Origin of the sequence: Herbidospora solisilvae, assembly GCF_009901565.1 — a bacterium.
GTDB classification, from domain to species: Bacteria; Actinomycetota; Actinomycetes; order Streptosporangiales; family Streptosporangiaceae; genus Herbidospora; species Herbidospora solisilvae.
In genome coordinates, this window is record NZ_WXEW01000009.1 from 264698 (window position 1) to 287533 (window position 22836).

Sequence of the window (22836 nt, forward strand, 5' to 3'; positions counted from 1 at the left end):
GGCGGCGCCATGCACGACTACCGGAACGGCGCGATGTCCGGCGCCGACGACAACATCGAACGGCTGACGGGCAAACGCCCCATGACGGTCGCCGAATACGCCCGTCCCCGCGCCGCCCTCCTCACCGGCTCATCACGAGGGGTGACCCCGGGTCCGGATCAGACCGCCGGGCGGTAGTCCAGGGCGGCGTCGGCCAGTCTTTATGGGCTGTCTCCGCCGTATCGCTCGATGAGCGCGTCGGCGATCAAGATGAGGTGGTCCCGCACACCAGGTGGGCCGGTCACTTCGAGCCATTCGACCAGTCCGGCGAGCTCGCCCGCGAGCGCGTACTCGTTGTAGCCGCGGATCACGACCTCGATGCGGCCGTCGGTCGTGGAACCTCCGATTTCAAGCCGGTCCCTGAGCGTCATCCGGAGCTTGCCGATCCCCTCGGGAGTGCACACGGCCTGCACTTCGAGGGGTGTCCGCCTGCGCTCGACTTCGTCGGCGATCTCCCTCCAGCTCTCGGCAAGGTCGAACCCCTCGGGTCGGTGCACGGGATCGTCGGTCGGCTCGACGAATGACACGCGGTCGATCCGGAACGTCCGCCGACCGGCGTCGGTGTTGGTGACGAGGTACCACGTCGGTCCTTTGGCGACGATGCCCAGCGGGTGGACGGTCCTCTCGGTTTCGGTGCCTTCGCGGTCGACGTAGCCGAGCCGCACCTGGACGCCGCGGATCACCGCGTCCTGGAGTTCGTCGAGGAGGGGAGGCGGCCGGTGCTCGATCCGGCTCGACCCCCATCGTTGCGGGTCCATGACCAGCGACGACGCCGCCGCCTCGGCCTGCCCTCGGAAGGGCGCCGGCAGGGCCTGGACGAGCTTGCGCAGAGCCGCTTTCACGGCCGGCGTCGCGGCCGAGGCCTGGCCGGCGACCAGGAACAGGGCGCGGGCCTCACTCGCGGTCAACCCGGACAGGTCGGTACGGGCGCCGCCCACGAGGCGCCAGCCGCCGCCCCGGCCGGGCATGGAGTACACGGGCACCCCGGCCATGGCCAGGGCGTCGAGGTCGCGGCGGGCGGTGCGCTCGGAGACCTCCAGCTCCCGGGCGACCTCCGCGGCCGTCACCTGCTCACGCCGTTGCAGCAGGAGGAGGACGGCCACCAGCCGATCGGTTCGCACGCCGACAACACTTCCACATGAAACCGGTCATGAGGTGACCGGTTTCGGTGGCCAGGATGGCGACCTGACCTCACCGAAGAGGTCGACCAGGGGCGCGCCGACGTCGTCTTCGAAAACCCTCGTCGCCCGGTCACCCAGAAAAGACAGAGAGAGAACGCAATGCACAATCCAGCCGAATTTCCCAAGCCCACCCTTGTTCCGGTCAACGGTGTGGAACTCGAAGTCTTCGAAGCGGGCCGAGAGAACGCGGGAGAACCCATCGTGCTCTGCCACGGCTGGCCGGAGCACGCCTTCACCTGGCGCCACCAGATGCCCGCCCTCGCCGCGGCCGGCTACCACGTCATCGCACCGAACCAGCGGGGTTACGGCAACTCGTCCCGCCCGACCGAAGTGACGGACTACGACATCGAACACCTTTCCGGTGACCTCGTAGCGCTCCTCGACCACTATGGATACGAAGACGCCACCTTCGTCGGCCATGACTGGGGTGCGTTCGTCGTCTGGGGACTCACCCTGTTGCACCCCAACCGTGTGAACAAGGTGATCAACCTGAGCCTGCCCTACCAGGAGCGTGGAGAGAAGCCCTGGATCGAGTTCATGGAAGACGTGCTCGGCGGCGACTTCTACTTCGTCCACTTCAACCGACAACCCGGCGTCGCGGACGCCGTCTTCGAAGACCACACCTTCCAGTTCCTCCGCAACCTGTACCGGAAGAACGAGCCCCCCGCAGAGCCGCAGCCAGGCATGGCGCTGATCAACCTCGCCAGAGCGGAAACACCACTCGGTGAGCCCATCATGAGCGACGACGAACTGGCCGTCCTGGTCTCCGCCTTCGAATCATCGGGATTCACGGGCAGCATCAACTGGTACCGGAACCTCGACCGCAACTGGCACCTGCTGGCCGACGTGGACCCGATCATCCGGCAGCCCGCACTCATGATCTATGGCGACAGGGACGTGATCGCACGGGGTGCGAACCTGGCGGAGTTCGTCCCCAACGTGGAGGTGATCAGCCTTGACTGCGGTCACTGGATCCAGCAGGAGAAGCCCGAGGAAACGAACCAGGCGATGGTGAAGTGGCTGGAACAGCAGGATGTCACCGGCTCGTCCCAGGGATGACCTGACGCGGTCCCCGCGCCGGTAGGCCGCCCGCCAGCCTCCCACTTGGGGGCCCGCCCAGGGGCAGGTGGACCGGCCCCCGTGGCGGTTGTGCTGGCGGGCTGCCACAACCCGGCGTGACTCCCGTTACTGGGAGATCGTCCAGTAGTAGTTGGAGGTGTTGCCGTCGTCGTTCAGGACGAGGAACTCGTTCCGCGTGGTGCCGAACGGCTTGAGGGCGCGCCGGGTGGTGTAGGAGACGAACTTGGCGGTACGCCAGTCGCCGATGCGCTCGGGTTCGGCCCGCCACAGGAACTCATCGCCGTTGCTGCAGGTCTTGACGACGGCGGTGGGCAGTGCCCAGGCGACGCCTCCGGGCACGGCGCACTTGTTGGACTTGGCGTTGCGCATGCGGAACCAGATGTAGCCGTTCCGCGCCTGAGCGTCCTCGAAGTACCACTCGTTGGCCGGCGGGGTCACGCCGCCGGTCCATGCCTGGAGGCGGCAGGGGATGGCGTCCGTGCACCCCGGAGCCGACCAGTACTCGTGGATGAGGTAGCCGCGGGTGTTGACGTTCTCGACCACGTGTTGGCGGCCGTCCACGAACGGCGGATAGGCGCCGGGCTGGGTGACGGGTGTGAGCGCGAGGGCCTGAGCGAGCCGTGCCGCCTGGCCGGGGGCGGCATCGGCCGGCGCGGAGACGAGCAGGGCGGAGCCGGCGAGCAGGAACGTCGTCAGCGTGGCGGGCAGCGCGGTCCTGATGCGCAGTGATTTCACGGGTGATTCCTTTTCTCGGAAGGGCGGGACATTTGTCCGAAGTGCGGGACATCGCAGGTCGTGGTCGTCGATGGCCCGCCAGTCCCGGCGGTCATGGGAATGCGGCTCGGCAGGCACGGCCCGCATGGGGGTGTGTCTTCCGCGCATCCCATGTATGTAACTCTAAGTAGTTGAATGACCGCACAGAGTTATGCCACCTGCACTGTTTTCCACTTCCTTGCCGTACAGCCGTGAAAGTTCGAACCCGCAGGAGCCCGCGGCCTGAACCAGAGACCGAGAGGAAGCCCGGTTTCTTGTCGCCAGATCTCCGGAAGGTGCACCACCCTGGTTGGCCTGTCAGTAGGGCTCTTGTCACAGGTCAAAGTCCCGATGGGTCCGCGCGTTGCCATCCGGCTCGATGAACCGCGCCGTGTGCTCGAGGCCCGGTCGCGAGGCCACCGCCGTTCCTGCGGTCATCCTCCTCGACCCGTGCCGGCGCGGTGATCTCGTATGAACCAGTGCCTCTCACCCGCGGGCATACGGCAGAAGTCAAAGCGGGACGCCTGTGGATCGACCAGGTCTTAACGATCGTCGGCCCCGAGCTCTACCTCTCGAATCCCCGTGGTTGGGACATCCCCGGATACGGTGAATAACCGTCGTATACGGGCGCATACCGCCGCGACAGTGTGCGGCCTGCCGGCCCGACTCGGAGGAAGTTCCGCCATGACCGTGCTCGCAACCATGACGCCGACCGTCTTGCACCTGTCCGGAGACATCGACATCTCCACCACCGCCGGCCTGCGCCGCCGGATTCTCGCCGCCCTCGACGAGAGCGTCGAGGTGCTGGTCGTGGACATGGGCGCCGTGACCTTCTGCGATGCCGCAGGGCTCGGCATGCTGCTCCACACCCAACGCCAGGCCGAGGCCCGGGGGATGACCCTGGCACTGACCCGCCTCACCCCGCAGATGACCAGGCTGCTCGACATCACCGAGCTCGGCGACCGCTTCCCCATCCTGACCGACAGCTGATCTGCATCCCGCTGCTGAGCACTCCTAGACGGGGAAGCCACCGGAGTCAGACGGCAACTACTGACTAATGGCAAGCCGTGCTGACCTGCACGGCAAAACAGCGCAGTCAGCAGCACACCGGCGGGAGCGTCACATTGATTGCCGGACTCCGAGCTCAAATGAAAGTAGCCGCGTTGTCCATCGGCAAAATTCGGAACAGATGCCCGGAACTCAGGAATCCGTTCACCAACGAGGGGCTCGGCAGATACAGATCTGCCCTCCATTCAAGGAGCGCCCACTGACGCGCGTGGAGGGTCGAGCACCATGTGGTAGCCAGACATGAAATCTTTCTCCTGGCAATGGGCCCGCAGCATTCATGCCCGCCTCGCACTCGTCGCGGTGGGCCTCGCCCTGCTCATCCTCACTCTGGTAAGCATCGGCGAGATCTATATGATCCATCGGCTCATCACCGACGATCTTCTCACCGCCAGCCGGCAGATCGCTTCTCGAATCACGTCGGACATCCGGGCCGGCATACCGCAGAAACCCGTCCTGGTCTCCGAAGACGCCCACGTGGATTTCATTCAGATCGTGGCACCCGGAGGCAGGGTGATCGCCTCCAGCAACCACGCCCGGGACCTTCCGGCGCTCACCTCGCCCGAGCCCGACCCGCGGCATCCGGTCGTTTCCTTCTCCTTCTGCCTGCCTCAAGGCTGGAAGTGCATGCAAGGGGTGGCCGTCCGCGTCACCCCTCAAGCCAACACCGAGATCGTCTACGCGGCCGGTGAAATCCCCGGCTATCTGACCGGCAGTGGCCTGATTCTCGCCGTCGTAGCCCAGGTGAGTCTCCTCACCGTACTGATCGGCTGGATCTCCTGGCGGATCGTCGCGCAGACACTCCGCCCGGTTGAAGCCATCCAGGCCGAATTGGCCGCGATCACCGTCAAGGACCTGTCCCGGCGCGTCTCTCGGCCTTGCGGCAGCGATGAAATCGCCCGTCTCGCCGAAACCGCCAACCACACGCTCGACCGGATGGAACGGGCTATTCGGCGGCAGCGCGCGTTCGCCGCCGATGCCGCCCACGAACTGCGTACCCCGATCGCCGGAATCCGCGCTCAGCTTGAAAGCGGCAGGCTCTACGCCGAAGACATGCCCGAGGCGATCGACTCCGCCCTGCGCGACACCGACCGCCTGGAAGCGATCCTCACAGACCTGATGTTCCTCGCCGGCATCGAATCCCTCGACATCCACGCCTGTGAACGACTGGATGTGGCAGCGGTGGTGCGCCGATGCCTCGCCCTATGTCCCGAACGTGCGCCCCGCCGAGTCCACCTGGCGGCCGGCGTCCTCGTCAGAGGTGCGGAAGACCAGCTCACCCAGGCGATCACCGTTCTCATCGACAACGTCGGCCGTTACGCCGCCAGGGAAGTCGTCGTCGACCTGACCCGTGACAACGGCCACGCTGTGCTCGTCGTCACCAGCGACGGCGACGAGGAACACGTCGTCACACCCATCACCCGCCTGGACACCACGCCCGGCCGCGAGCAGCGGAGCGCCGGCTTCGGCCTCGTCATCGCCCGCGAAGTCGCCGAAGCACACGCCGGAACGCTCGTGACCACGTGCTCTCCCACGGGGATCACGTTCATCCTGCGACTCCCGCGCGCGGACTAGCTCACCACAGGGAGGCCGCCGGGGCGATCGGTGCGCCGGTATCAACGGGCAACCAGCAGCGCCGTCATCAGGCCTGTCTCGACCACCAGGTAGAACCCTGCCCGGCCCACGGCCATGCCGCCCAGAGCCAGGGCCACCGCCACCAGCACGCCGTCGCGCAACGTGCTCGCATCGAGGGCGGCCAGTATGAGTGCCGCCGCCGTTGCCAGGCCGAACCCCCCGTACACCGCCCGTACCTCACTGCGGCCGTCCGCCGAGGTCACCCGCATACCGAACGGCGCCACCAGCTTCTCCGGCGCGACCAGGCCGTACACGCCCATCCCCGCGAAGAAGATCGCGACGACAGCGATGATCACACCCGACATGCCCGCAGCCTGCCATCCGATTTCCACGCCGGCCATTACCTGACGAGTAGTGCCGTAGGGGCCGGTCAGCCCTTCACGCCGGTGTGGGCCAGGCCCTCGATGAACTGCCGTTGTGCGAGCACGAACACGACCAGCACCGGGAGGGCGGTCATCGAGGCGGCGGCGAGCTGGACGTTCCACATCGGGCCGCCGTAGGCGTCGACGAACTGGGTCAGCGCCTGGGGGAGGGTGAACTTCTCCGGCGAGGAGAGGTACACGATGGGTTCGAGGTAGAGGTTCCAGCTGTGCAGGAACGTGAAGATCGCCACGGCGCCGAGCGCGGGGCGGGCCAGGGGGAGCGCGATGCGGTAGAAGGTGCCGAACCGGCCGAGCCCGTCCATCCGGGCGGCCTCCTCCAGTTCGCCGGGCAGGCTGATGAAGAACTGCCGCATGATGAAGGTGGCCAGCACGCTGGGCGCGCCGAGGATCGGCACCAGGATCAGCGGCCAGTGGGTGTCGGTCAGCCCGAGCCCGTGGAACATCTGGAACAGCGGGACGATCGTGACCTCGCTCGGGATGAGCAGCCCGAGCAGCACGACGACGAACAGGACGTTCTGGCCGGGGAAGCGGATGCGCGCGAAGGCGTATCCCGCCATGGCGGCCACGGCCATCGTGCCGGTGGTGACGATCAGGGCGATGTAGAGGCTGTTGACGTACTGGCTCGCGAAGGGCTGGAGCTGGAAGACCTGCGCGTAGGCCGAGAAGTCCCAGTCGGCGGGCAGGAGTTTCGGCGGGAACGCGAAGATCTCACCGATCGGCTTGAGGGATGAGGTGACCATCCACCAGGTCGGGAAGACGAACGGCACGCACATGACGCACAGCAGCCCGTACAGGAGCGTCTTCAGCCGCAGTGGTATCTCACGTTTCATTGAAGACCCATCTTCTGCGCATCCGCCACTGGACGAGGGTGAGCAGGGCCACTATCGCGAACAGCAGGACCGACAGGGTCGCGCCGTATCCGAAGTGGTGGAACTGGAAGGCCTGCTGGTAGAGGTAGTAGACGAGGACGGTCGTCGACACGCCCGGGCCGCCCTGGGTGAGCACCGCGATCTGCGCGAACACCTGGAGCGACCCCACCACGGTGATGATCGAGGTGAGCAGGATGGTCGGGCTGATCAGCGGGACGGTGATCCGCAGGAAGCGGGTGCGGACCCCGGCGCCGTCCAGTTCGGCGGCCTCGTACAGCTGGGCCGGCACCCCCTGGAGGGCGGCCAGGAACAGCACCATGTTGAGGCCGACGTTCTTGAGGACCTGGACGACGACCACCGAGAGCATCGCGGTGCCCTCGCCGCGCAGCCAGTTGGGGCCCTCGACCCCGGCGGCGGCGAGCAGGCCGTTGAGGCCGCCGTCGTCCTGAAGGAGGAACTGCCACACGATCGTCCAGGCGACCAGCGAGACCACCACGGGGGAGAAGAACACCGTACGGAAGAAGGCGGTTCCGCGCAGCCGCTGGTTGAGCAGGATCGCCAGGAACAGCGCCAGGGCGAGGTTGAGCACGACCAGCCCCACCGAGAACAGGGCGGTCGCTCCCAGCACCTCACGCAGGTTGGCGTCGGTGACCAGGCGGTCGTAGTTCTCCCCGCCGACGAACTCGAAGGTCCCGGCCAGCACGTTCCACTCATGGAGGCTGTACCAGACGACGAGCCCGAGCGGCAGCAGCACGAACAGCACGCTGCCGACGAGTTGCGGGGTGATGAGCAGGTATCCGACCAGGTTGTCGCGGCGGCGTACCGTCCAGAAGGGAGGCGTGCCGGTGCCCGGCCGGGCGCCCGCCCGGTCGGGCACCTGGAGTTTCGGGTGGGTCGTGGTCACGTCACGTGCCCAGCATCGGCGCGATCTTGGCGCACACGCCGCCCAGCACGGCCTTGACGTCGGCGCCGGGCTGCCAGAGCGGGTCGAGGGCGGCCCGCACGGTCTGCGACAGCTCCGCCTGGCCGGTGTGGTTGGGCTTGACGACGCCCTTCTCGATGCCGCTGATGACGACCTTCTGCAGTTGGCCGGGCTTGAGCAGCGGGTTGCTCTTGGCCAGGGTCTCGGCGGTGAGCTGAGAGGCGCGGGGCGGTGGGAAGTAGGCGGCGAGCTTGGCCGAGTTGGCCGGGTTGGTGAAGAAGGCGAGGAAATCGGCGGCCGCCGCCGCGTTGGGGGAGTTCTTGAAGACGCCCAGGCCTGCCTGGCCGATCACCGAATACTCGCCCTTGGGTCCGGCGGGTAGCGGGACGAGGTCCCAGCCGAACGTCGCGTCCTGGAGCAGCGAGGCGCGGGAGATCTGGGTGATGGTCATCGCGGCGTCGCCCGCGAAGAAGTCGGCCGTGGTGCCGGGGCCGGGGAAGGCCTTGTCGGTGAAGATCGACTTGTGCAGGAACGTCATGGCCTCGACCATTTCGGGGCTGTCGAACCCGCAGGTCCTGCCGTCTTCGCTCCAGGGCTGAGCGCCCCAGCCGCCCCAGACGGTGGCGAGGTTGTCCCAGCCCTTGTAGTCGAAGTCGCGCACGACCATGCCGGCCTTGCCGGTCCCGGCCACCACCGCGGCGTTCTCGGCGGCGGCGTTCTCCCAGGTCCAGGCGCCCTCGTCGATCATCTCGGCGGGGGTCTTCCGGCCGGCCTCCTTGAGCAGGTCGGTGTTGACGAACACCCCGAACGGCGAGGTGGAGAAGGGGTAGGCGTACAGCTTGCCCTCGGCCTGCCAGAGTTTGACGGCTGAGGGGGTGAGGTCGTCGAACTCATACCCTGGGGCCTTGCGCAGCGTGTCGTCGAGCGGCGCGAGGGCGCCGGAGGAGACGAAGTCGGGCGCCGAGCTCTCCAGGATCCAGGCCAGGTCGGGGGCGTTGCCGCCGGCGATCTGGGTGGTCAGGGTGGTGGTGTAGCTCTCGAACGGCAGTGGGTCGAAGGTGATCTCGCCGACGTCGGGATGGGTCTTGCGGTATTCGGCGGCGATCTCGTCGAACAGCTTGAGGTGGGCCTCGTTGGAGGTCCAGATCGTCATGCGCAGCGGCTGCGGACCCTGCGCGGCCGGAGCGGTCTCGCCTCCCGCGCCGCATGCCGTCAAGGTGAGCAGCGCCGCCAGCGCGGCGGCCGCGGGCTTTGCGAATGGTTTCACGGTCGATCTCCTTGCTGGGAATCCCCCGACGGTCGTGGTGGGCGTCCGGTCAGTAGCCGGTCACCTGCGGCCAGCGCAGTTCGACGCCCTGGCGGGTGAGCCGCCGCTGGAACTCGGTGAGCAGGACCTCGGTCTCGCGTACGGCGTGCGGGGTGGTGGCGTTGTCGAGGCAGAAGGCCGCAAGGGCGCCCGCGGCCTCGCCGACGTTCCACTCCACCGGATGCAGCCGGTAGGCGCCGTTGGTGATGTGGGTGGTGCCGATGTTCTTGGAGGCGGGCAGCAGGTTGGTCATCCGCTGCGGCACGAGCGCGCCGAGGGGGATCTCGAACGGCGAACTCGCCACGTCGATGTAGTTGTCCCCCCCGGTGGAGGGGTGCAGGTCGATGCGGTACATGCCGACCCCGACGGAGTCGGCGTAGCTCACCGCGCCCTTCTCGCCGCGCACCGCGAGCGACAGGTCCTGCTCGGCCACGGTGTAGAGGGCGCGGATCCGGCGTGACTCGCGGATGTAGGGGGCCTGGGCCAGCCCGTCGCCGCCGCCGGTGACGTCGCCGCGCAGGCGCAGGCCGGGGAAGCCGGTTCCGCCGTCGGCGCGCGGCCCCTCGGTCTGCATCCAGTACAGCACCGACCGCGACAGCTCCCGGGCGGCGGCCACGTGGGCGGCGGCGTCGGGTACGTCGATGACCGGCCCCTCCAGGTAGTCGATCATCGGCCAGTTGACCAGGGTGATGTCGCTGGCGTAGGCGCCGTCGGCGAAGTTGCGCCGGGCGGCGATCCGGCGGAAGGTCCACAGGTTCGCGTCGCCGGGGTTGAGCCGCTGGTCGGCCTCCACCAGCAGCGGGTCGTCGTCGGGGTTGGGGGTGAAGGAGCGCTCGACGATCTCCAGGGTCCGGGGGTGGGGGCAGCGCCACGACAGCAGCCGGTCGCCCCAGAAGTCGGGCTGGTAGCTCCGCCAGAACTCGTAGGAGGCGGGCCGGTCGATGGTGTGGTCGCCGTCGACGTGGTCGATCGCGAAGCACACCGAGACGGCCTGCATGTTCATCGGCTGGGCCTCGGCGGGCGCGCTCGGCTCGCCGGTGTCGCCCTGCGACTCGAATCCCGTCACGTACTCGGTGCCGGTCAGCGGCAGCAGGTCGCCGGTCTCGGTGGCGTCCAGCACGTACGGCGCGAGGGCCGTGACCTCCCCTCCGCCGCTGCGGTGCTCCAGGCGCACGGCCCGCACCCGGTCACCGTCGACCTCCGCGCCGACCGGCCGGTAGGGCTGTAGCACGCGCAGTCGCCCCGAACCCCGGTAGGGGGCGAGCATGGCCTCGATCACGGCGACCGCGACGCGCGGCTCGTGACAGAGGCGGCTCACGTGCCCCGCGCCCGGATTGAGCTCCCGCCAGGCCCGCGACCGCGCGGTCAGCGGGTAGTGCTCGCGGTAGTAGTCGCGGATGCCCTCGCGCAGCGCCCGGTAGGAGGCCGTGACGCCGAACCGCTCCACCCAGGAGTGCTCGTCCGGCGGCACGGCCTGGCTGGTCAGCTGCCCGCCGAGCCAGTCATACTCCTCGGTCAGGATCACGGTGCGGCCGGCCCGCAACAGCGCCAGGGCGGCAGCCACCCCGCCCAGCCCTCCGCCGACGACCACCGCGTCCGCCGAAATCTCCACCACGTCGGGACTCTCCTTCGATCAGTTCGGGCGGTCAGTTCCGGGCCGGTGCGAGCGTGGATCCCTCGACCAGCTCGCAGGGCAGCAGTTCCTGCGGGGTTCCCTCTCCGCCCACCAGCAGCTCGACGGCCCGGCGGCCCATCTCCCGGCGGGGGATGCGGAACCCGGTGAGGTCCACGTCGACCTGGACGGGCCTGGTCGGCGCGCCCAGCGCGAGGATCGACAGGTCACCGGGGATCGAGACACCCCGCCCGGCCGCCGCGTGCATGATCCCCACGGCGTCGGCGGGCTCCTCGACGAAGGCCGCCGTCACCCGCGCCGCCGACAGCTCGGCGAGCACGTCTTCGGGGGAGCGGCCGGTCACCGGCACATGCGACCCCTCGGCCCCCACCGCGACGACCGCCTCGCGGAAGCCACGCATGCGGTCGGCCGGCGACTCGGCGCCCGCCCCGGCGCCGACGTAGGCCAGCCTCCGGTGGCCCAGCCCCGCTGCCCGGTCGACCAGGGCGCGCACCGCGGGCGGGTAGTCGGCGCCCACGTACGGCACCGGCGCACCCGCGTCGTCACGACGGCCGATGGAGACGAAGGGGATGCGCTCGGCGAGCAGCCGGGCCAGGTCGTCGCGGTCGACGGTGCGCCCGAGGAGCACGCAGGCGTCGGCCAGCCGCACCCGGCTGTCCTCGTTGAAGATCCGGCGGCGCTCGCCCGCGGCCCCGGCGCTGGTGAACAGCAGCAGATCGCAGCCCATCTCCTCGGCGCACTCCTCGATGCCGAGCAGGAAGGGATGGTAGAAATCGGCGCTGGCGGTCGGGAAGACCGCCTCGTAGGTGAAGACGCCCAGGATCCGGTTGCGCCGTTCGGCGAGCCGCCGGGCGACCGGATCGGCGACGTACCCCGTCTCCCGGATCACCCTCAGCACTCGTTCGCGGGTTTCCGGGGCGATGCGCACCTCGGGGTCGGTGCGGTTGTTGAGGACGAGCGACACCGTCGTCTGGCTCACCCCCGCGAGGCGGGCGATGTCCTGCTGGGTGAGCCGGCGGCCGGGGGAGGTCACGATCCGTAGCGTCCAATCGGGTGATAATGCGCATTAGCGCGGGCTGGGACGTCATCCTGCGATCAGCCCCGGGATCCTGTCAAGGGGGTCCGAACAAGAATCACGGCGGTGATAATTCGTATTAGCACCTTGACGGACGCGTCCGCCTGGCCGAACCTCAGCGATCAGGGAGATTCCCTCACCATCACTCACGGTGAAAGTTGTCGCGAAGGGACAGCCGATGTCTGAACCCCTCCTGGACCGCCGCGGACTCCTGCGGGCGGCGGTCGGCGCCGGCGTGGCCGGCGGCCTCGGGCTCGCCCTCCCCGGGACGGCGCTCGCCGCTCTCGGACCGGCCGGCTTCCCCGCCTACCAGTACATCGGAACGCCGTTCGACAAGGCGAACCTGCGCTACAACCCCACCAACGAGCTGATCTTCCCCTGCATCCGGGGCATGTACGACAAGATCGCGAGCCCGCTCGGACGTTACTACCTCTACTACGCCCCACACGACTCGCCCGGCGGCATCTGCCTGGCCTACGGCAACTCCCTCGGCGGCCGGTTCACCGAACACCCGAACAACCCGATCATCGCCAACACCTGGTCACCGCACTATTCGGTCAGCCACGTGTCGTCCCCGCACATCATCTGGAACGCCGCCAACCGGCAGTTCTACCTGTACTTCCACGGCGAGAACAACACCACCAGAATGGCCTGGTCGACCGACGGCGTGCACTTCACCTACCACGGCACGGTGCTGCACACCGGGCTCATCCCCGGCTCGACGGAAACCTCCTACGCCCGGGTCTTCGAGCACACCGTCACCGGGCTCGGCAACAAGTACGTCATGGTCTTCATGGGCGTCACCAACGGCACCCGCAAGATCTTCTGGGGCTGGTCGTCCGACGGCAAGGCCTGGCAGTTCGACCCGACCCCGCTGGTGACGCCGGGCCCGGACGGCCAGCGCGACATCTCCGGACCCTCCGTGCTCAAGCGCAACGGCACCGTGTACGTCGCCTACCACGGCAACAGCGGGAACATGTTCCTCACCGAGGTGGGCAACGCCTTCGATCGCGAGATCCACCTGGGCGTCTTCCACCGGCCACTGACCGGCGCCCCCGACAACGGCCGCAGCGCCGCGCCTTCCTTCGGCACCGACGGCGGCGTGCAGTACATGTTCTACGAGGCCGGCTCGCGCACCGGCGCGACGATCGCCGTCGCCCGCGCCGTCTGATGCCTGGGGCGTCGACCACAAGGTCCGTCGGCCAGACCGGAACCGTCGCCGATTTCTTCGCAGGCGGTGTCGGATCGGGTCGGTCGTCTTCGTAGAAGAGGTGAAGCCGCCCACCGGGGGTGGCGCGAGAAAGGGAGTGGCTCCATGAGCGCCACCTTCACCGTCGACTTCTTCTGCAGCCTCGACGGCTACGGCATGGCCAGAGGCTGGCCCGGTTACTGGGGCAAGGAAGGCCCCGAGCTCCGCGCCGACCGGGTGAACACCTTCGCGCAGGACCAGGTGCTGGTCTTCGGCGCGACGACGTTCCGGGAGTTCCGGCAGTTCGTGACGGAGTACGACGAGCCCTACTACGACAGCCTCAACGAGCTGCCGAAGATCGTGTTCTCCAGCACGCTCAAGGAACCCCTCGGGTGGCGGAACTCGACGGTGCTCGACGAGGACGCGGTGACCGCGATCGAACGCCTGAAGCGCACCACGGACGTCCCGATGCGCTCGCACGGCAGCATCTCGCTGAACCGCGCCCTGCTCGCCGCCGGTCTCGTCGACCGGCTCGAGGTCATCATCTTCCCGGTCGTCTCCGGCCGCGCCGGCGGCTCGGCGCTCCTCCACGACGGCGTGGAACTCGACCTGGAGCTCGTCGAGTCGACCGTGCTCGACGGCCGGACGCAGAAGCTCGTGTACATCCCGCACCTTCACGGTGAGATCCTCGAAGGCGTCGGGCCGAAGCGCCGCTGAAAGGAGATGATCGCCGGATGCAGTACCTCATGAGCGTGATCGACGACACGGGGAACCTGGCCACTCCCGAGGAGGACGCTTCGATCAACGTGTTCAACGACCGGCTCCAGGCCGAGGGCCATTGGGTGTTCGCCGGTGGCCTGGGCTCACCCGATGCGGCCACCGTCATCGACAACAGGGGCGGGGAGGCGATCGTCACCGACGGGCCCTTCGTGGAGACCAAGGAGTATCTCGCCGGCTTCTGGATCATCGAGGCGCCCGACCTGGACGTGGCGCTCACGCTCGCCGCCGAGGGGTCGAAGGCCTGTAACCGCAAGATCGAGGTGCGGCCGTTCCTGTGAGAGACCCCGCGGTCGACGTCCGGGCCGCGATCATCCGGGCCCACCATGAGGAATGGGCCCGGTTGGTCGCAGCGCTGACCCGGCGGTTCGGCGACCTCGACATCGCCGAGGAGGCGGTGGCCGAGGCGTTCGCGGCCGCCGTGGAGCGATGGCCGGCCGACGGCCCGCCCCCCAACCCGGGCGCGTGGCTGACCATCACCGCCAACCGCAAGGCCATCGACCGGATCCGGCGCGAGAACAAACGCGACGACAAGCAGAAGCAGGCTCAGATGGGGTACGACGACGGCCCGCCCGAGCCGCTGGGCGCCATCGAGGACGAGCGGCTCAGGCTGGTCTTCATCTGTTGTCACCCGGCGCTGGCGATGGACGCGCGCGTGGCGTTGACGCTGCGCATGGTCGGCGGTCTGACCGTGCCCGAGATCGCCCGCGCCTTCCTGGTGCAGGCGACCACCATGGAGCGCCGCATCACCCGCGCGAAGGCCAAGATCAAGGCGGCCCGCATCCCCTATCGAGTGCCGTCCGCCGACGACCTGCCGGCGCGTGTCTCCGGCGTTCTGGCCGTGCTGTTCCTCGTCTTCAACGAGGGCTACCTGGCCGGCAGTCCCGACGCCGACCCCCTACGCCACGACCTGACCACCGAGGCGATCCGGCTCACCCGCCTGATCCGCGCGCTGCTGCCGCACGACGGAGAGGTGGCCGGCCTGCTGGCTTTGATGCTGCTCATCGAGGCCCGCCGCCCCGCCCGGGTCTCGGCCGACGGCGAATTGGTCTCCCTCGACGAGCAGGACCGCGCGGTCTGGGACCCGGAGCTGATCGCCGAGGGCCACCGGCTGGTCCGCGAACGCCTGGCCGCCGCCGCTGCCGGAGCGGCTCCGGGCCGCTACCAGATCCTCGCCGCCATCAACGCGGTGCACACCTCCGCCCGCGACATCCGCGACACCGACTGGTCCCAGGTCCGCGCCCTCTACGACCAGCTCGTCGCCGTCGACCCCTCGCCGGTCATCGCCCTCAACCGGGCCGTCGCCGTGGCCGAGCTCGACGGCCCGCAAGCGGCACTGGCCGACATCGAACACCTTGAGGACGATCTGACCGGCTATCACGCCTACCACGCGGCCCGCGCCGACCTGCTGCGCCGACTGGGGCGCGCGGAAGAGTCGCGCGCGGCCTACGACAGAGCCATCGAGCTGGCCGGCAACACCGCCGAGTCCGCCTCCCTGACCCGCCGCCGCGACCAACTGGGCTAGTACTACAGCTGCGCCTGGACGTGCCTCTCGACGCGGTTCCGGTAAGCGGCTTCCTGAAGCCTAGGCGTCACCGTTGCCGAAGACGGGCGGGGATGAGGAAACCGTCTGAATCGGTGAAACGCTCGAACTGCCGGTGCGCGAGACGATCGAATCATTTGGGGTCCCGTGCTTCCAGCGCCCGGGACAGGCGCCGGCCGAGATGGCTCCAGATCTCACTGACAAAACCAGGCTCCGCTTCGCCATTCCCGAAGGACGCCGAGGTTACGTTGGGCCTCACCGGATGTTCGGACGAAGGAGAGACATGGCCCACACACCGCGGCAGCGCCTCGACACCTCCGTGCCCCACCCCGCCAGGGTCTGGGACTACTGGCTCGGCGGCACCGAGAACTTCGCCCCCGACCGCGAGGTCGGCGACCAGATCACCGCCGTCTGCCCCGAGCTGCCGATCATCGCCCGCGCCGAGCGCCAGTTCATCGGCCGCACGGTCACCCTCCTGGCCGGCGAACTCGGCGTCGACCAGTTCCTCGACATCGGCACCGGCATTCCCACCGAAGGCAACACCCATCTGGTGGCCCAGAAGGTCAATCCGGCCGCCAGGGTCGTGTACGTCGACAACGACCCCCTCGTGCTGGTGCACGCCCGTGCCCTGCTCGACAGCACACCCCAGGGCGCCACCGACTACATCGACGCCGACCTCCGCAACCCCGACCCGATCCTCCAGGCCGCCTCCGACACGCTCGACTTCGCCCGGCCGATCGGGTTAATGCTGATCGGGGTGCTCGATTTCGTCGTCGACGACACCCTCGCCATCGACGCGGTGAACGCCCTGGTCGCCGGTCTCGCGCCGGGCAGCTACCTGGCGATCGCGAGCAGCACGCCGAGCGAGGCGATGGACAAGGCGGCCGACGTCTGGCACGCGGGCGGCGGGGCGCCGATCGTGCTGCGTTCTCCGGAGCGGCTGGCCCGCTTCTTCCAGGGACTGGAACTACTCGATCCCGGCGTGGTGACGCTGCCGGAGTGGCGTCCCGACGCGGCGACCGACTACATCGGCCGGGAGGTCTGTCAGTACGGAGGCGTGGGCCGCAAACCCTGAACACGGTGAGAGGGCCGGACTCGTCGCGGCCTGCGGACCGGGATCAGGACTGCGGCTTGAAGGGGCGTCATGACAGGTCGGCGGGTCTGGTCGAGTTTCACAGAGCCGACAGGGACCCGCCGGCCCCGGCCGGCCGATCACGTCGAAGGCAAGCCGGTCAGTACGCCGTCCCGCTGGCGCGCCGGCCGGGCGAGCTGGACAACGAGCTGATGGTGTCGTGCTTGACCCAGCCGCCGGTCGCCGACCCGTCACGGCTCCGGTTGACCGACACCCCGTCGGAGTTCGCCTGGCTCGAGGAGTAGGTCACCGACTGGACCGTCGCCCCCGCCGAATCCCGCAGGATCACCTGGTCGCCGCTGTTGGACAGGTTGAGGTCACCGGTGCCGGCGGCCACCGCCACGATGCCGCCGGGGATCGCGGAGCCCGAGCCGAACACGGTGATCGCCTTGCCGGGCTGCAGCGACGTACCGGCCGCGAACGTGTGCCGCACCGCCGACCCGTCGCGGACGGTCCAGCCGGCGATGCTGATCGCCGTGCCTCCGGTGTTCACGATCTCGACGGCCTCGCCGGCGGTGTTGCTGCCCGGTTCGTTGGCCAGCACCTCGTTGATGATGACGTTGGCGGGTCCGCCGCCACCGGTGGTGACGGTGACGTTCTTGGTCGTGGTGTTCGTGGCGCCGCCGTTGTCCGTCACGGTCAGCGATACCGCGTAGGTTCCGGCCGATGCGTAGGTCACGGCCGGGTTGGTCGCTGTCGAGGTCTGGCCGTTGCCGAAGTTCCAGCCGCGGCTCACGACGGTGCCGTCGGAGTCGGTGCTGCCGTCGGTGAACGCGCAGCTGAGAGCGGTGCACGAGTGCGTGAACGACGCCGTGGGCGGCTGGTTCCCGCCGCCACCGCCGATGACGAAGTCGTAGCGGGAGAACACCGGGTAGTGGTCGCTGGTCGTGGACGCGTAGTTCGGGATGTAGGCCTGGGGCTGGAAGGCCTTCGCCGAGCCGGCGACGTACTTCGCCTGCACCTCGTTGGTGGTGAGCTGGTGGTCGATGAAGTCGGGGTAGCCCGCCGTCGACGACACTCCCGCCAGCGACAGGGCCCGCGTCGGGAACGTGTAGCGCGCCGCGTCGTTCACGAAGTTGGCGTAGGGCGAGGCCTTCCCGGATGTGATGGAGGTGTCGACGTCGTCGTTCCAGTCGCCGATGACGAAGACGTTCTGGGTGGGGTAGGTCGAGTCGAGGTACGACTTGAGCGCCTGCGACGCCGGGTTGCGCAGGTTCCACGCGGCCTGGTCAGACCCGGCCTTGGCGTGCACGACGATGAAGACGAGGTCACGGGTGACACCGTCGAACGTGCCGCGCAACGTGAACTCCACCGGCGGGCGGCCGGCGAAGTTGCTGTTCTGGCCGGTCAGGATGACCTTCGCACTCACCAGCGTGGCCATGCTGGAGCGCCAGACGAGGGCGACCTTCTGCTCGGCGTTGCTGAAGTCCGAGTAGTACTGCGCGCCGTTCGTCACGATCGGGTCGTTGGCGACGACCCCGGTGTACCCGGGCAGGCCGGCCACGAGTGTGTTGAACGCCGAGGTGCTGACGATCTCGGACAGACCCCACACGTCCATGCCGGCGCCCGCCATGACGTCACGGACGTTCTGCTGCTGAAGCGCCTCGTTCGTCGGGCCGTTGCCGGTCGCACCGAACCATTCGATGTTCCAGTTGCCGACGTCGAGTTGCGTCGCCGAACCCTGCGACGGAACCGCGGCGGCGTTCGCCGCGGGGGTGGGGGTGAGCGTGGCCAGCGCCATGGCGGCGGCCAGGCCCGCCGTGAGCGCGCGGAACCTGAGTGTCATCGGCGAGAGACCTTCCGGGTCGAGGTGCGGGACGGGCCCGCGACCATGCTGACGGCGGGCTCACGGAAGTGTCATCAGGCCCACACCGCGCTTGCGGCAAACATGCAGCCTCGTGATGGTGAACATTCGACAGCCGACTCGATCGACGTGTGGAACGCCGAATCAATGACAATTCGACCGCTGAAATCTTGTCACTCGCACGCCGGATCTCACCCGAATCCGGACGTCGTCGGGTCGGCATGGCGGACCGTCACCGCAGTGGCGACGGCGGCCGGCTCGACCAGCCCGGGTGACGGGCCCGGAAAGGGCGCGGCGGTACTGTAACGGCTCCGACAACCATTGGTTATGGCAGCAGGTCTTGGACGCCCCCTCCGGTGGCCCGACACGATTGGTCCATGTATCCGCGCATGTCAGTGGCGTCATTCGTCCTCCTGTTGAGCGCCTGCTCTGCCCCTGTGCCGCCCTCCGCAGGCCCGGTCGAGAAGCCGCCCGCCGCCGCTTCCGCGAGCGTGGTGAAGCCGGCCCAGGCCTACGTGGACGCCGTCAACGCCGGCGACCTCGACGCGCTCGTCACCTCTTTCGCCCCTGAGGCCGAGATCGTGGACGTCTCCCGGAGCATCCGCGGCCACGACGCCATCCGCGCATGGGCCGACGCCGAGGTGATCGGCGGGACCCTAAGGGTCGTGTCGATCGTCGAGAACCGGCCGGACGGGCAGAAACTGCTGGTCCATTGGGCCCCGGCGGATTCGGACGGCTGGCGGGCGCACTACGACTTCACCGTCGGCGACGACCGCATCCTGAAGGCCGACCTCCAGTACGCGTAGCGCGAGGAACCTGAGCGATTTGAGCAGGGGGATGCTCATGCGCGGGCCGTGCGGGCATGCCTACCTTTCGCCACATGCGCACCCTTTTACGAGTGTTCCTGGTCGCGGTGTTCGGGGCGGGGCTGCTCACGCTGCTCCAGTCGCCCGCCGCGGCCGACCCGATCGTGACCGTGACCGTCACGATCAAACGCATCACTCTCCTGGCGGGCGGCGACTGCGGCGATCCCGACTTCTACAACCGCGTCTGGATCAACGGCGTCTACCACGACAACGAGGACAGCGATTCCCAGGACGAGCTTGAGGGCAACCCCGACATCGCCCCGGACTGGGAGTTCTCCAAGCCCGTCGACGTGGCGACGCTCGCCACCCCCGGCCGGATCCCGATCAAGATCGAGGTGCACGACGAGGACGGCGGCCTCTGCTTCGGCGGTGAGCACTATGACTCCTCTCCCACCGCCGACCGCTTCTTCGACGGCTACATCGACCTCGCCGGGTGTTCCGTGCACGACCCCCGGCAGACCGGCCAGCCCTATCTCGGGGACTGCCGCACCCCGATCGTCCAGGCGGGCACCGCCGACGAGCGGGTCAGGCTGACCTTCGAACTGGACGCCAGAGAACCGGCGAGCGCGCCCGGCCTGAACATCCGCTGCACCCACACCCCCGTCTGGCCGAAGCCGGGCGAGCCCGTCACGATCGTCGCCACCGCCCTCGACGGCGAACTCCAGCCGACGATCGTCGCCGACGAGCTGGAGATCTGGGTCAACCTCCAGGCGAACGCCGCGAGCCTCGCCGGAGAGCCGCTCCAGTCGAGACACGGGGTCGGCACGCTCACCGAGACCTTCACGCCCAGAGCCGAGATGGCCCCCTTCGCCTACGGCTGCCGCCTGGCCGAGAACGGGGTGAGGCTCTTCTCGTCGTGGCACACGGTGGCCGTCGGCGACCCGTTCCCGAACTTCAGCTTCCCCAAGCCCGCCGTGCCGATCAGCTACACCGGCCCCCGGTCCAGCCGCATCGACATCGTCTTCGTGGCCGACAGAGACGAGTACACCGGCCCCTCCGACCCCCGGTTCGTCGCCGACGTGGCGGCCACGATCGAGCGGTCGTACTGGGGACTGAAGGAGTACCTGACCCGGCAGGACATGTTCAACTTCTGGCTGCTGCCCGACAACACCGGCTACGCCAGCGACGCCACCGGCGACAAGGACTGCGACCACGGGCTGCCGGTCCTGTGGGACGACGCCTTCGGCTGGGCCGAGGCGGCCGCGATCCTGCACCGTCGAGCCCCTCAGCAGGACTGCGCGCAGCGGTCCGACCGGATCTTCTCCGTGCTCGTCGACCCGAGTAAGCCGCGGATCGCCGCCCACGAGACGGCCCACCAGCCCTTCGGCCTGTCCGACGAGTACCCCGAGGGCGGGGCCTTCCCGCAGGACGTCTACCCCAACGTCTACGAGGACTACGAAGCGTGCGAGGACGACGCCCCGCTGCTCCAGCGCACCGCCGCCGCCTGCCGCAGCTGGGAGAAGGAGCACTGGTACGGCGACCAGGACTGGTGGACGTCCGAACCCATGCCCGATGACCTGATGTTCGACAACGGCCGGGCCCGCGAGGCCGACATCCGCCGCTTCAAGTACGTCTTCGAAGGTTGCGAGGCCGCGAAATGCTGAAACGAGCCCACTGGGTCATCGCCGCCGCGGCCGCGTTGATCATCCTGGTCCCGCTGCGTGCGCAGGGCGAGCCGAACGACCCGTCGACGATCCCGATCCCGCAACTCGACTTCGGCGACCCCGCCAAGTCCGTGGTCGCCCGGGTGAAGTTCACCTCCCGGACCGCCGCGACCCTGGAGCGGGTCAAGGTGTCGAAGTCACGGGCGCACACCCACATCGGCGACCCGCCCATACTCAGGCTCGGCCTGACCGACGTCGACGGCCAGGTCGTCGACCGGATCAACACCTGGAGCCCGCTGTGGACCTACCAGGAGGGCGGCGACCACGTCGGCCTGCGGCCGAGCGGCTCGGGCAGCTTCATCGTGCCGTTCTCTCCGGCCCTCTCGACCATGACCGTCACCGACGTCGCGCTCGGCCGTGACGTCCTGACGGTCGACCTCAAGCCGCCGCTCAGGGAGTTCTGCCTGGCCACCCCCGATGACCCCGACTGCCTGGAGGCCGACCTGTCGGTCACCGCGGTGACCCCGGCCGCGCCGCTGTTCGCCGTCCTGGGCAAGCCGGTGACGGTGACGGTCGCCTCCGTGGTCGCCAATGCGGGCCCGGACGGGCCGGTCACCGCCGTGGTCCGGCAGGACCTGGCCGTCGGCGCGGGCCTCACCGCCACCGGCGGGGCCACTGTCGAGACCGATCTCGCGGCCGGAGCCACCCGGACCCTGATCCGTGACTACACCGTCACCTGCGACCAGGGGGGCGCCAAGACGATCGACTTCACCACGTCGATCACGCCCAAGCGCGCGACCGTCGTCGACCGCGACCCGAGCGCCGACACCAGGACCACGCGGCTGACCGTCGACTGCGCGATCCCGGTGACGATCAACATCAAGCCCGGCAGCGCCGACAACAAGGTCAACCTGAACGGCAACGGGGTCGTGCCGGTCGCCGTCCTGACGACCCTGGCCGGCGAGTACGGCAACCCGGTCGCCTTCGACGCCACCCGCATCGAGGCGGCCACCCTGCGTTTCGGCCCGCCCGCCACCCTCCTGGCCGCCGCCGGGGCGCCGGAGGCGCACGGCAGGATCCACGTCGAGAAGTCGGTCGAACCCGACGAACGCACCGTGGACGCCGACCGGGACGCCGTCACCCACTACCGCTACGACGTGCTGTCGGTCGACGACACGACGGCGTGCGTGGTCGGCCGGGCCGCCGGGCTCACCTTCCACGGATGCGACCACGTCGAGGTCCGGCATTGAGACCGCCGTTCACCCTGGCTCTCTCCAACGGTGACGGATCCCGTTCACCCATTCCGACTCTCCAGACGAGATCCCGCCGGACGAGGCGGCGGGCACGACCGACTTCCTCACGATGCTTTACCAGTGGCTCCCACCCGTCCACGGACATGCGGCGGCGGGCCGAACTCGATCGGCAGGTCGGCATCACCATGGTCCTGCTCCTCATGCTCGTGCCGCGTTGACCCGGGTTCGGGCGCCGGAGTGCGGAGCAGGACCGTGAACATGTCGGGGTCGCGGGCGTCGACAAGGCCAGGTGGACGGTGATGCCGGTTGCCGGGGCGCGGTAGGCGAGGCCACAGCCCCGGGTCGCGCTCCAGGCCGGTGGCGGCCCTCACCTTGCTGACGGGGGAGAACCCCCCGACGTCGATCTTCGCGTGCAACGACCTGCAGGCACTTGGCGTCTACCAGGCCGCACGCGAGGTGGGAGCGCGCATCCCGCAGGACCTGAGCGTGGTCGGGTTCGACGATCTACCCGTCGCCGCCCTAGTGGATCCCCCTCTGACGACGGTCCACCAGCCGCTCGCCGAGATGGCCGTCGCGGCCACCGAACTGGCACTCGCCCTGGGCCGGGGCGAGGCGCCCGCCCGGGTCGGCATCGAACTCGCCACCACGTTGACGGTCCGCGCCAGCACCGCACCGCCGAGCCGGGACTCCGGAGCCGTCGCACCAGGATGAGGCCCGCTCCCGGCTC

At 68.9% G+C, this 22836-nt stretch carries 22 protein-coding genes; 13 read left to right on the forward strand and 9 right to left on the reverse strand.

Annotation, left to right across the window (positions count from 1 at the left end):
• Positions 1–9: 9 nt before the first annotated feature.
• Positions 10–177 (forward strand): hypothetical protein, encoded by a 168-nt coding sequence (locus GT755_RS29715; protein ID WP_161482891.1) that lies wholly within the window; start codon positions 10–12, stop codon positions 175–177.
• Positions 178–200: 23 nt separating this feature from the next.
• Here GT755_RS29715 and GT755_RS29720 read toward each other — a convergent pair whose 3' ends face one another.
• The gene (locus tag GT755_RS29720) at positions 201–1160 is read right to left on the reverse strand and encodes a helix-turn-helix transcriptional regulator (RefSeq protein ID WP_161482892.1); all 960 of its coding nucleotides are present in this window, start codon (positions 1158–1160) and stop codon (positions 201–203) included.
• 159 nt (positions 1161–1319) lie between these two features.
• Here GT755_RS29720 and GT755_RS29725 point away from each other — a divergent pair, with 159 nt between their 5' ends.
• The gene (locus GT755_RS29725) at positions 1320–2279 is read left to right on the forward strand and encodes an alpha/beta fold hydrolase (protein WP_161482893.1); all 960 of its coding nucleotides are present in this window, start codon (positions 1320–1322) and stop codon (positions 2277–2279) included.
• 126 nt (positions 2280–2405) lie between these two features.
• Here GT755_RS29725 and GT755_RS29730 read toward each other — a convergent pair whose 3' ends face one another.
• Positions 2406–3035, reverse strand: a complete 630-nt coding sequence (locus tag GT755_RS29730) for an RICIN domain-containing protein (RefSeq protein WP_161482894.1) — start codon at positions 3033–3035, stop codon at positions 2406–2408.
• Positions 3036–3737: 702 nt separating this feature from the next.
• Here GT755_RS29730 and GT755_RS29735 point away from each other — a divergent pair.
• Both GT755_RS29735 and GT755_RS29740 read left to right on the forward strand, forming a co-directional pair.
• Positions 3738–4043 carry an STAS domain-containing protein gene (locus GT755_RS29735; RefSeq protein WP_161482895.1) on the forward strand — a complete coding sequence of 102 codons (306 nt, stop codon included), beginning with the start codon at positions 3738–3740 and terminating at the stop codon, positions 4041–4043.
• A gap of 318 nt (positions 4044–4361) precedes the next feature.
• Positions 4362–5693, forward strand: a complete 1332-nt coding sequence (locus GT755_RS29740; RefSeq protein WP_161482896.1) for a sensor histidine kinase — start codon at positions 4362–4364, stop codon at positions 5691–5693.
• Positions 5694–5734: 41 nt separating this feature from the next.
• Here GT755_RS29740 and GT755_RS29745 read toward each other — a convergent pair whose 3' ends face one another.
• The 6 genes from GT755_RS29745 to GT755_RS29770 are packed head-to-tail and all read right to left on the reverse strand — an operon-like array spanning position 5735 to position 11899.
• The gene (locus GT755_RS29745) at positions 5735–6094 is read right to left on the reverse strand and encodes a DUF4345 family protein (protein WP_235967610.1); all 360 of its coding nucleotides are present in this window, start codon (positions 6092–6094) and stop codon (positions 5735–5737) included.
• A 29-nt stretch (positions 6095–6123) separates the two neighbouring features.
• Complete coding sequence (locus GT755_RS29750; RefSeq protein ID WP_161482897.1) at positions 6124–6966, reverse strand: carbohydrate ABC transporter permease; 843 nt, start codon at positions 6964–6966, stop codon at positions 6124–6126.
• Complete coding sequence (locus GT755_RS41375) at positions 6956–7909, reverse strand: carbohydrate ABC transporter permease (RefSeq protein ID WP_202610667.1); 954 nt, start codon at positions 7907–7909, stop codon at positions 6956–6958. The genes GT755_RS29750 and GT755_RS41375 overlap by 11 nt, the downstream gene beginning before the upstream one ends.
• Before the next feature lies 1 nt (position 7910).
• Positions 7911–9194 carry an ABC transporter substrate-binding protein gene (locus GT755_RS29760; RefSeq protein ID WP_202610668.1) on the reverse strand — a complete coding sequence of 428 codons (1284 nt, stop codon included), beginning with the start codon at positions 9192–9194 and terminating at the stop codon, positions 7911–7913.
• Positions 9195–9243: 49 nt separating this feature from the next.
• On the reverse strand, positions 9244–10848 hold the full coding sequence (locus GT755_RS29765; RefSeq protein WP_328794534.1) for an FAD-dependent oxidoreductase: 1605 nt from the start codon (positions 10846–10848) through the stop codon (positions 9244–9246).
• A 31-nt stretch (positions 10849–10879) separates the two neighbouring features.
• Positions 10880–11899, reverse strand: a complete 1020-nt coding sequence (locus GT755_RS29770; protein ID WP_202610669.1) for a LacI family DNA-binding transcriptional regulator — start codon at positions 11897–11899, stop codon at positions 10880–10882.
• A 220-nt stretch (positions 11900–12119) separates the two neighbouring features.
• Here GT755_RS29770 and GT755_RS29775 point away from each other — a divergent pair, with 220 nt between their 5' ends.
• The 5 genes from GT755_RS29775 to GT755_RS29795 all read left to right on the forward strand — a co-directional run bounded on the left by GT755_RS29775 (position 12120) and on the right by GT755_RS29795 (position 16525).
• Positions 12120–13112 (forward strand): glycoside hydrolase family protein, encoded by a 993-nt coding sequence (locus GT755_RS29775; RefSeq protein ID WP_161482898.1) that lies wholly within the window; start codon positions 12120–12122, stop codon positions 13110–13112.
• A 144-nt stretch (positions 13113–13256) separates the two neighbouring features.
• On the forward strand, positions 13257–13847 hold the full coding sequence (locus tag GT755_RS29780; protein ID WP_161482899.1) for a dihydrofolate reductase family protein: 591 nt from the start codon (positions 13257–13259) through the stop codon (positions 13845–13847).
• Between the two features lie 17 nt (positions 13848–13864).
• Positions 13865–14188, forward strand: coding sequence for a YciI family protein (locus GT755_RS29785; RefSeq protein WP_161482900.1), 324 nt, complete (start codon positions 13865–13867; stop codon positions 14186–14188).
• Entirely contained in the window at positions 14185–15432 is a 1248-nt protein-coding gene (locus GT755_RS29790) for an RNA polymerase sigma factor (RefSeq protein ID WP_161482901.1), read from the forward strand. The genes GT755_RS29785 and GT755_RS29790 overlap by 4 nt, the downstream gene beginning before the upstream one ends.
• 301 nt (positions 15433–15733) lie before the next feature.
• Positions 15734–16525 (forward strand): SAM-dependent methyltransferase, encoded by a 792-nt coding sequence (locus GT755_RS29795; RefSeq protein ID WP_161482902.1) that lies wholly within the window; start codon positions 15734–15736, stop codon positions 16523–16525.
• Between the two features lie 157 nt (positions 16526–16682).
• On the opposite strand, the gene GT755_RS29800 is transcribed toward GT755_RS29795, so the two are convergent.
• Complete coding sequence (locus tag GT755_RS29800) at positions 16683–18368, reverse strand: lamin tail domain-containing protein (protein ID WP_161482903.1); 1686 nt, start codon at positions 18366–18368, stop codon at positions 16683–16685.
• A 455-nt stretch (positions 18369–18823) separates the two neighbouring features.
• On the opposite strand from GT755_RS29800, the gene GT755_RS29805 reads away from it, so the two are divergent.
• The 4 genes from GT755_RS29805 to GT755_RS29820 all read left to right on the forward strand — a co-directional run bounded on the left by GT755_RS29805 (position 18824) and on the right by GT755_RS29820 (position 22820).
• Positions 18824–19192, forward strand: coding sequence for a nuclear transport factor 2 family protein (locus GT755_RS29805; RefSeq protein WP_161482904.1), 369 nt, complete (start codon positions 18824–18826; stop codon positions 19190–19192).
• A 74-nt stretch (positions 19193–19266) separates the two neighbouring features.
• The gene (locus GT755_RS29810) at positions 19267–20856 is read left to right on the forward strand and encodes a hypothetical protein (RefSeq protein ID WP_161482905.1); all 1590 of its coding nucleotides are present in this window, start codon (positions 19267–19269) and stop codon (positions 20854–20856) included.
• Positions 20850–22106 carry a hypothetical protein gene (locus GT755_RS29815; RefSeq protein ID WP_161482906.1) on the forward strand — a complete coding sequence of 419 codons (1257 nt, stop codon included), beginning with the start codon at positions 20850–20852 and terminating at the stop codon, positions 22104–22106. Before GT755_RS29810 ends, GT755_RS29815 begins: the two co-directional genes overlap by 7 nt.
• Positions 22107–22466: 360 nt before the next feature.
• Positions 22467–22820 carry a LacI family DNA-binding transcriptional regulator gene (locus GT755_RS29820; protein ID WP_328794535.1) on the forward strand — a complete coding sequence of 118 codons (354 nt, stop codon included), beginning with the start codon at positions 22467–22469 and terminating at the stop codon, positions 22818–22820.
• The last annotated feature ends 16 nt before the right edge of the window (positions 22821–22836 follow it).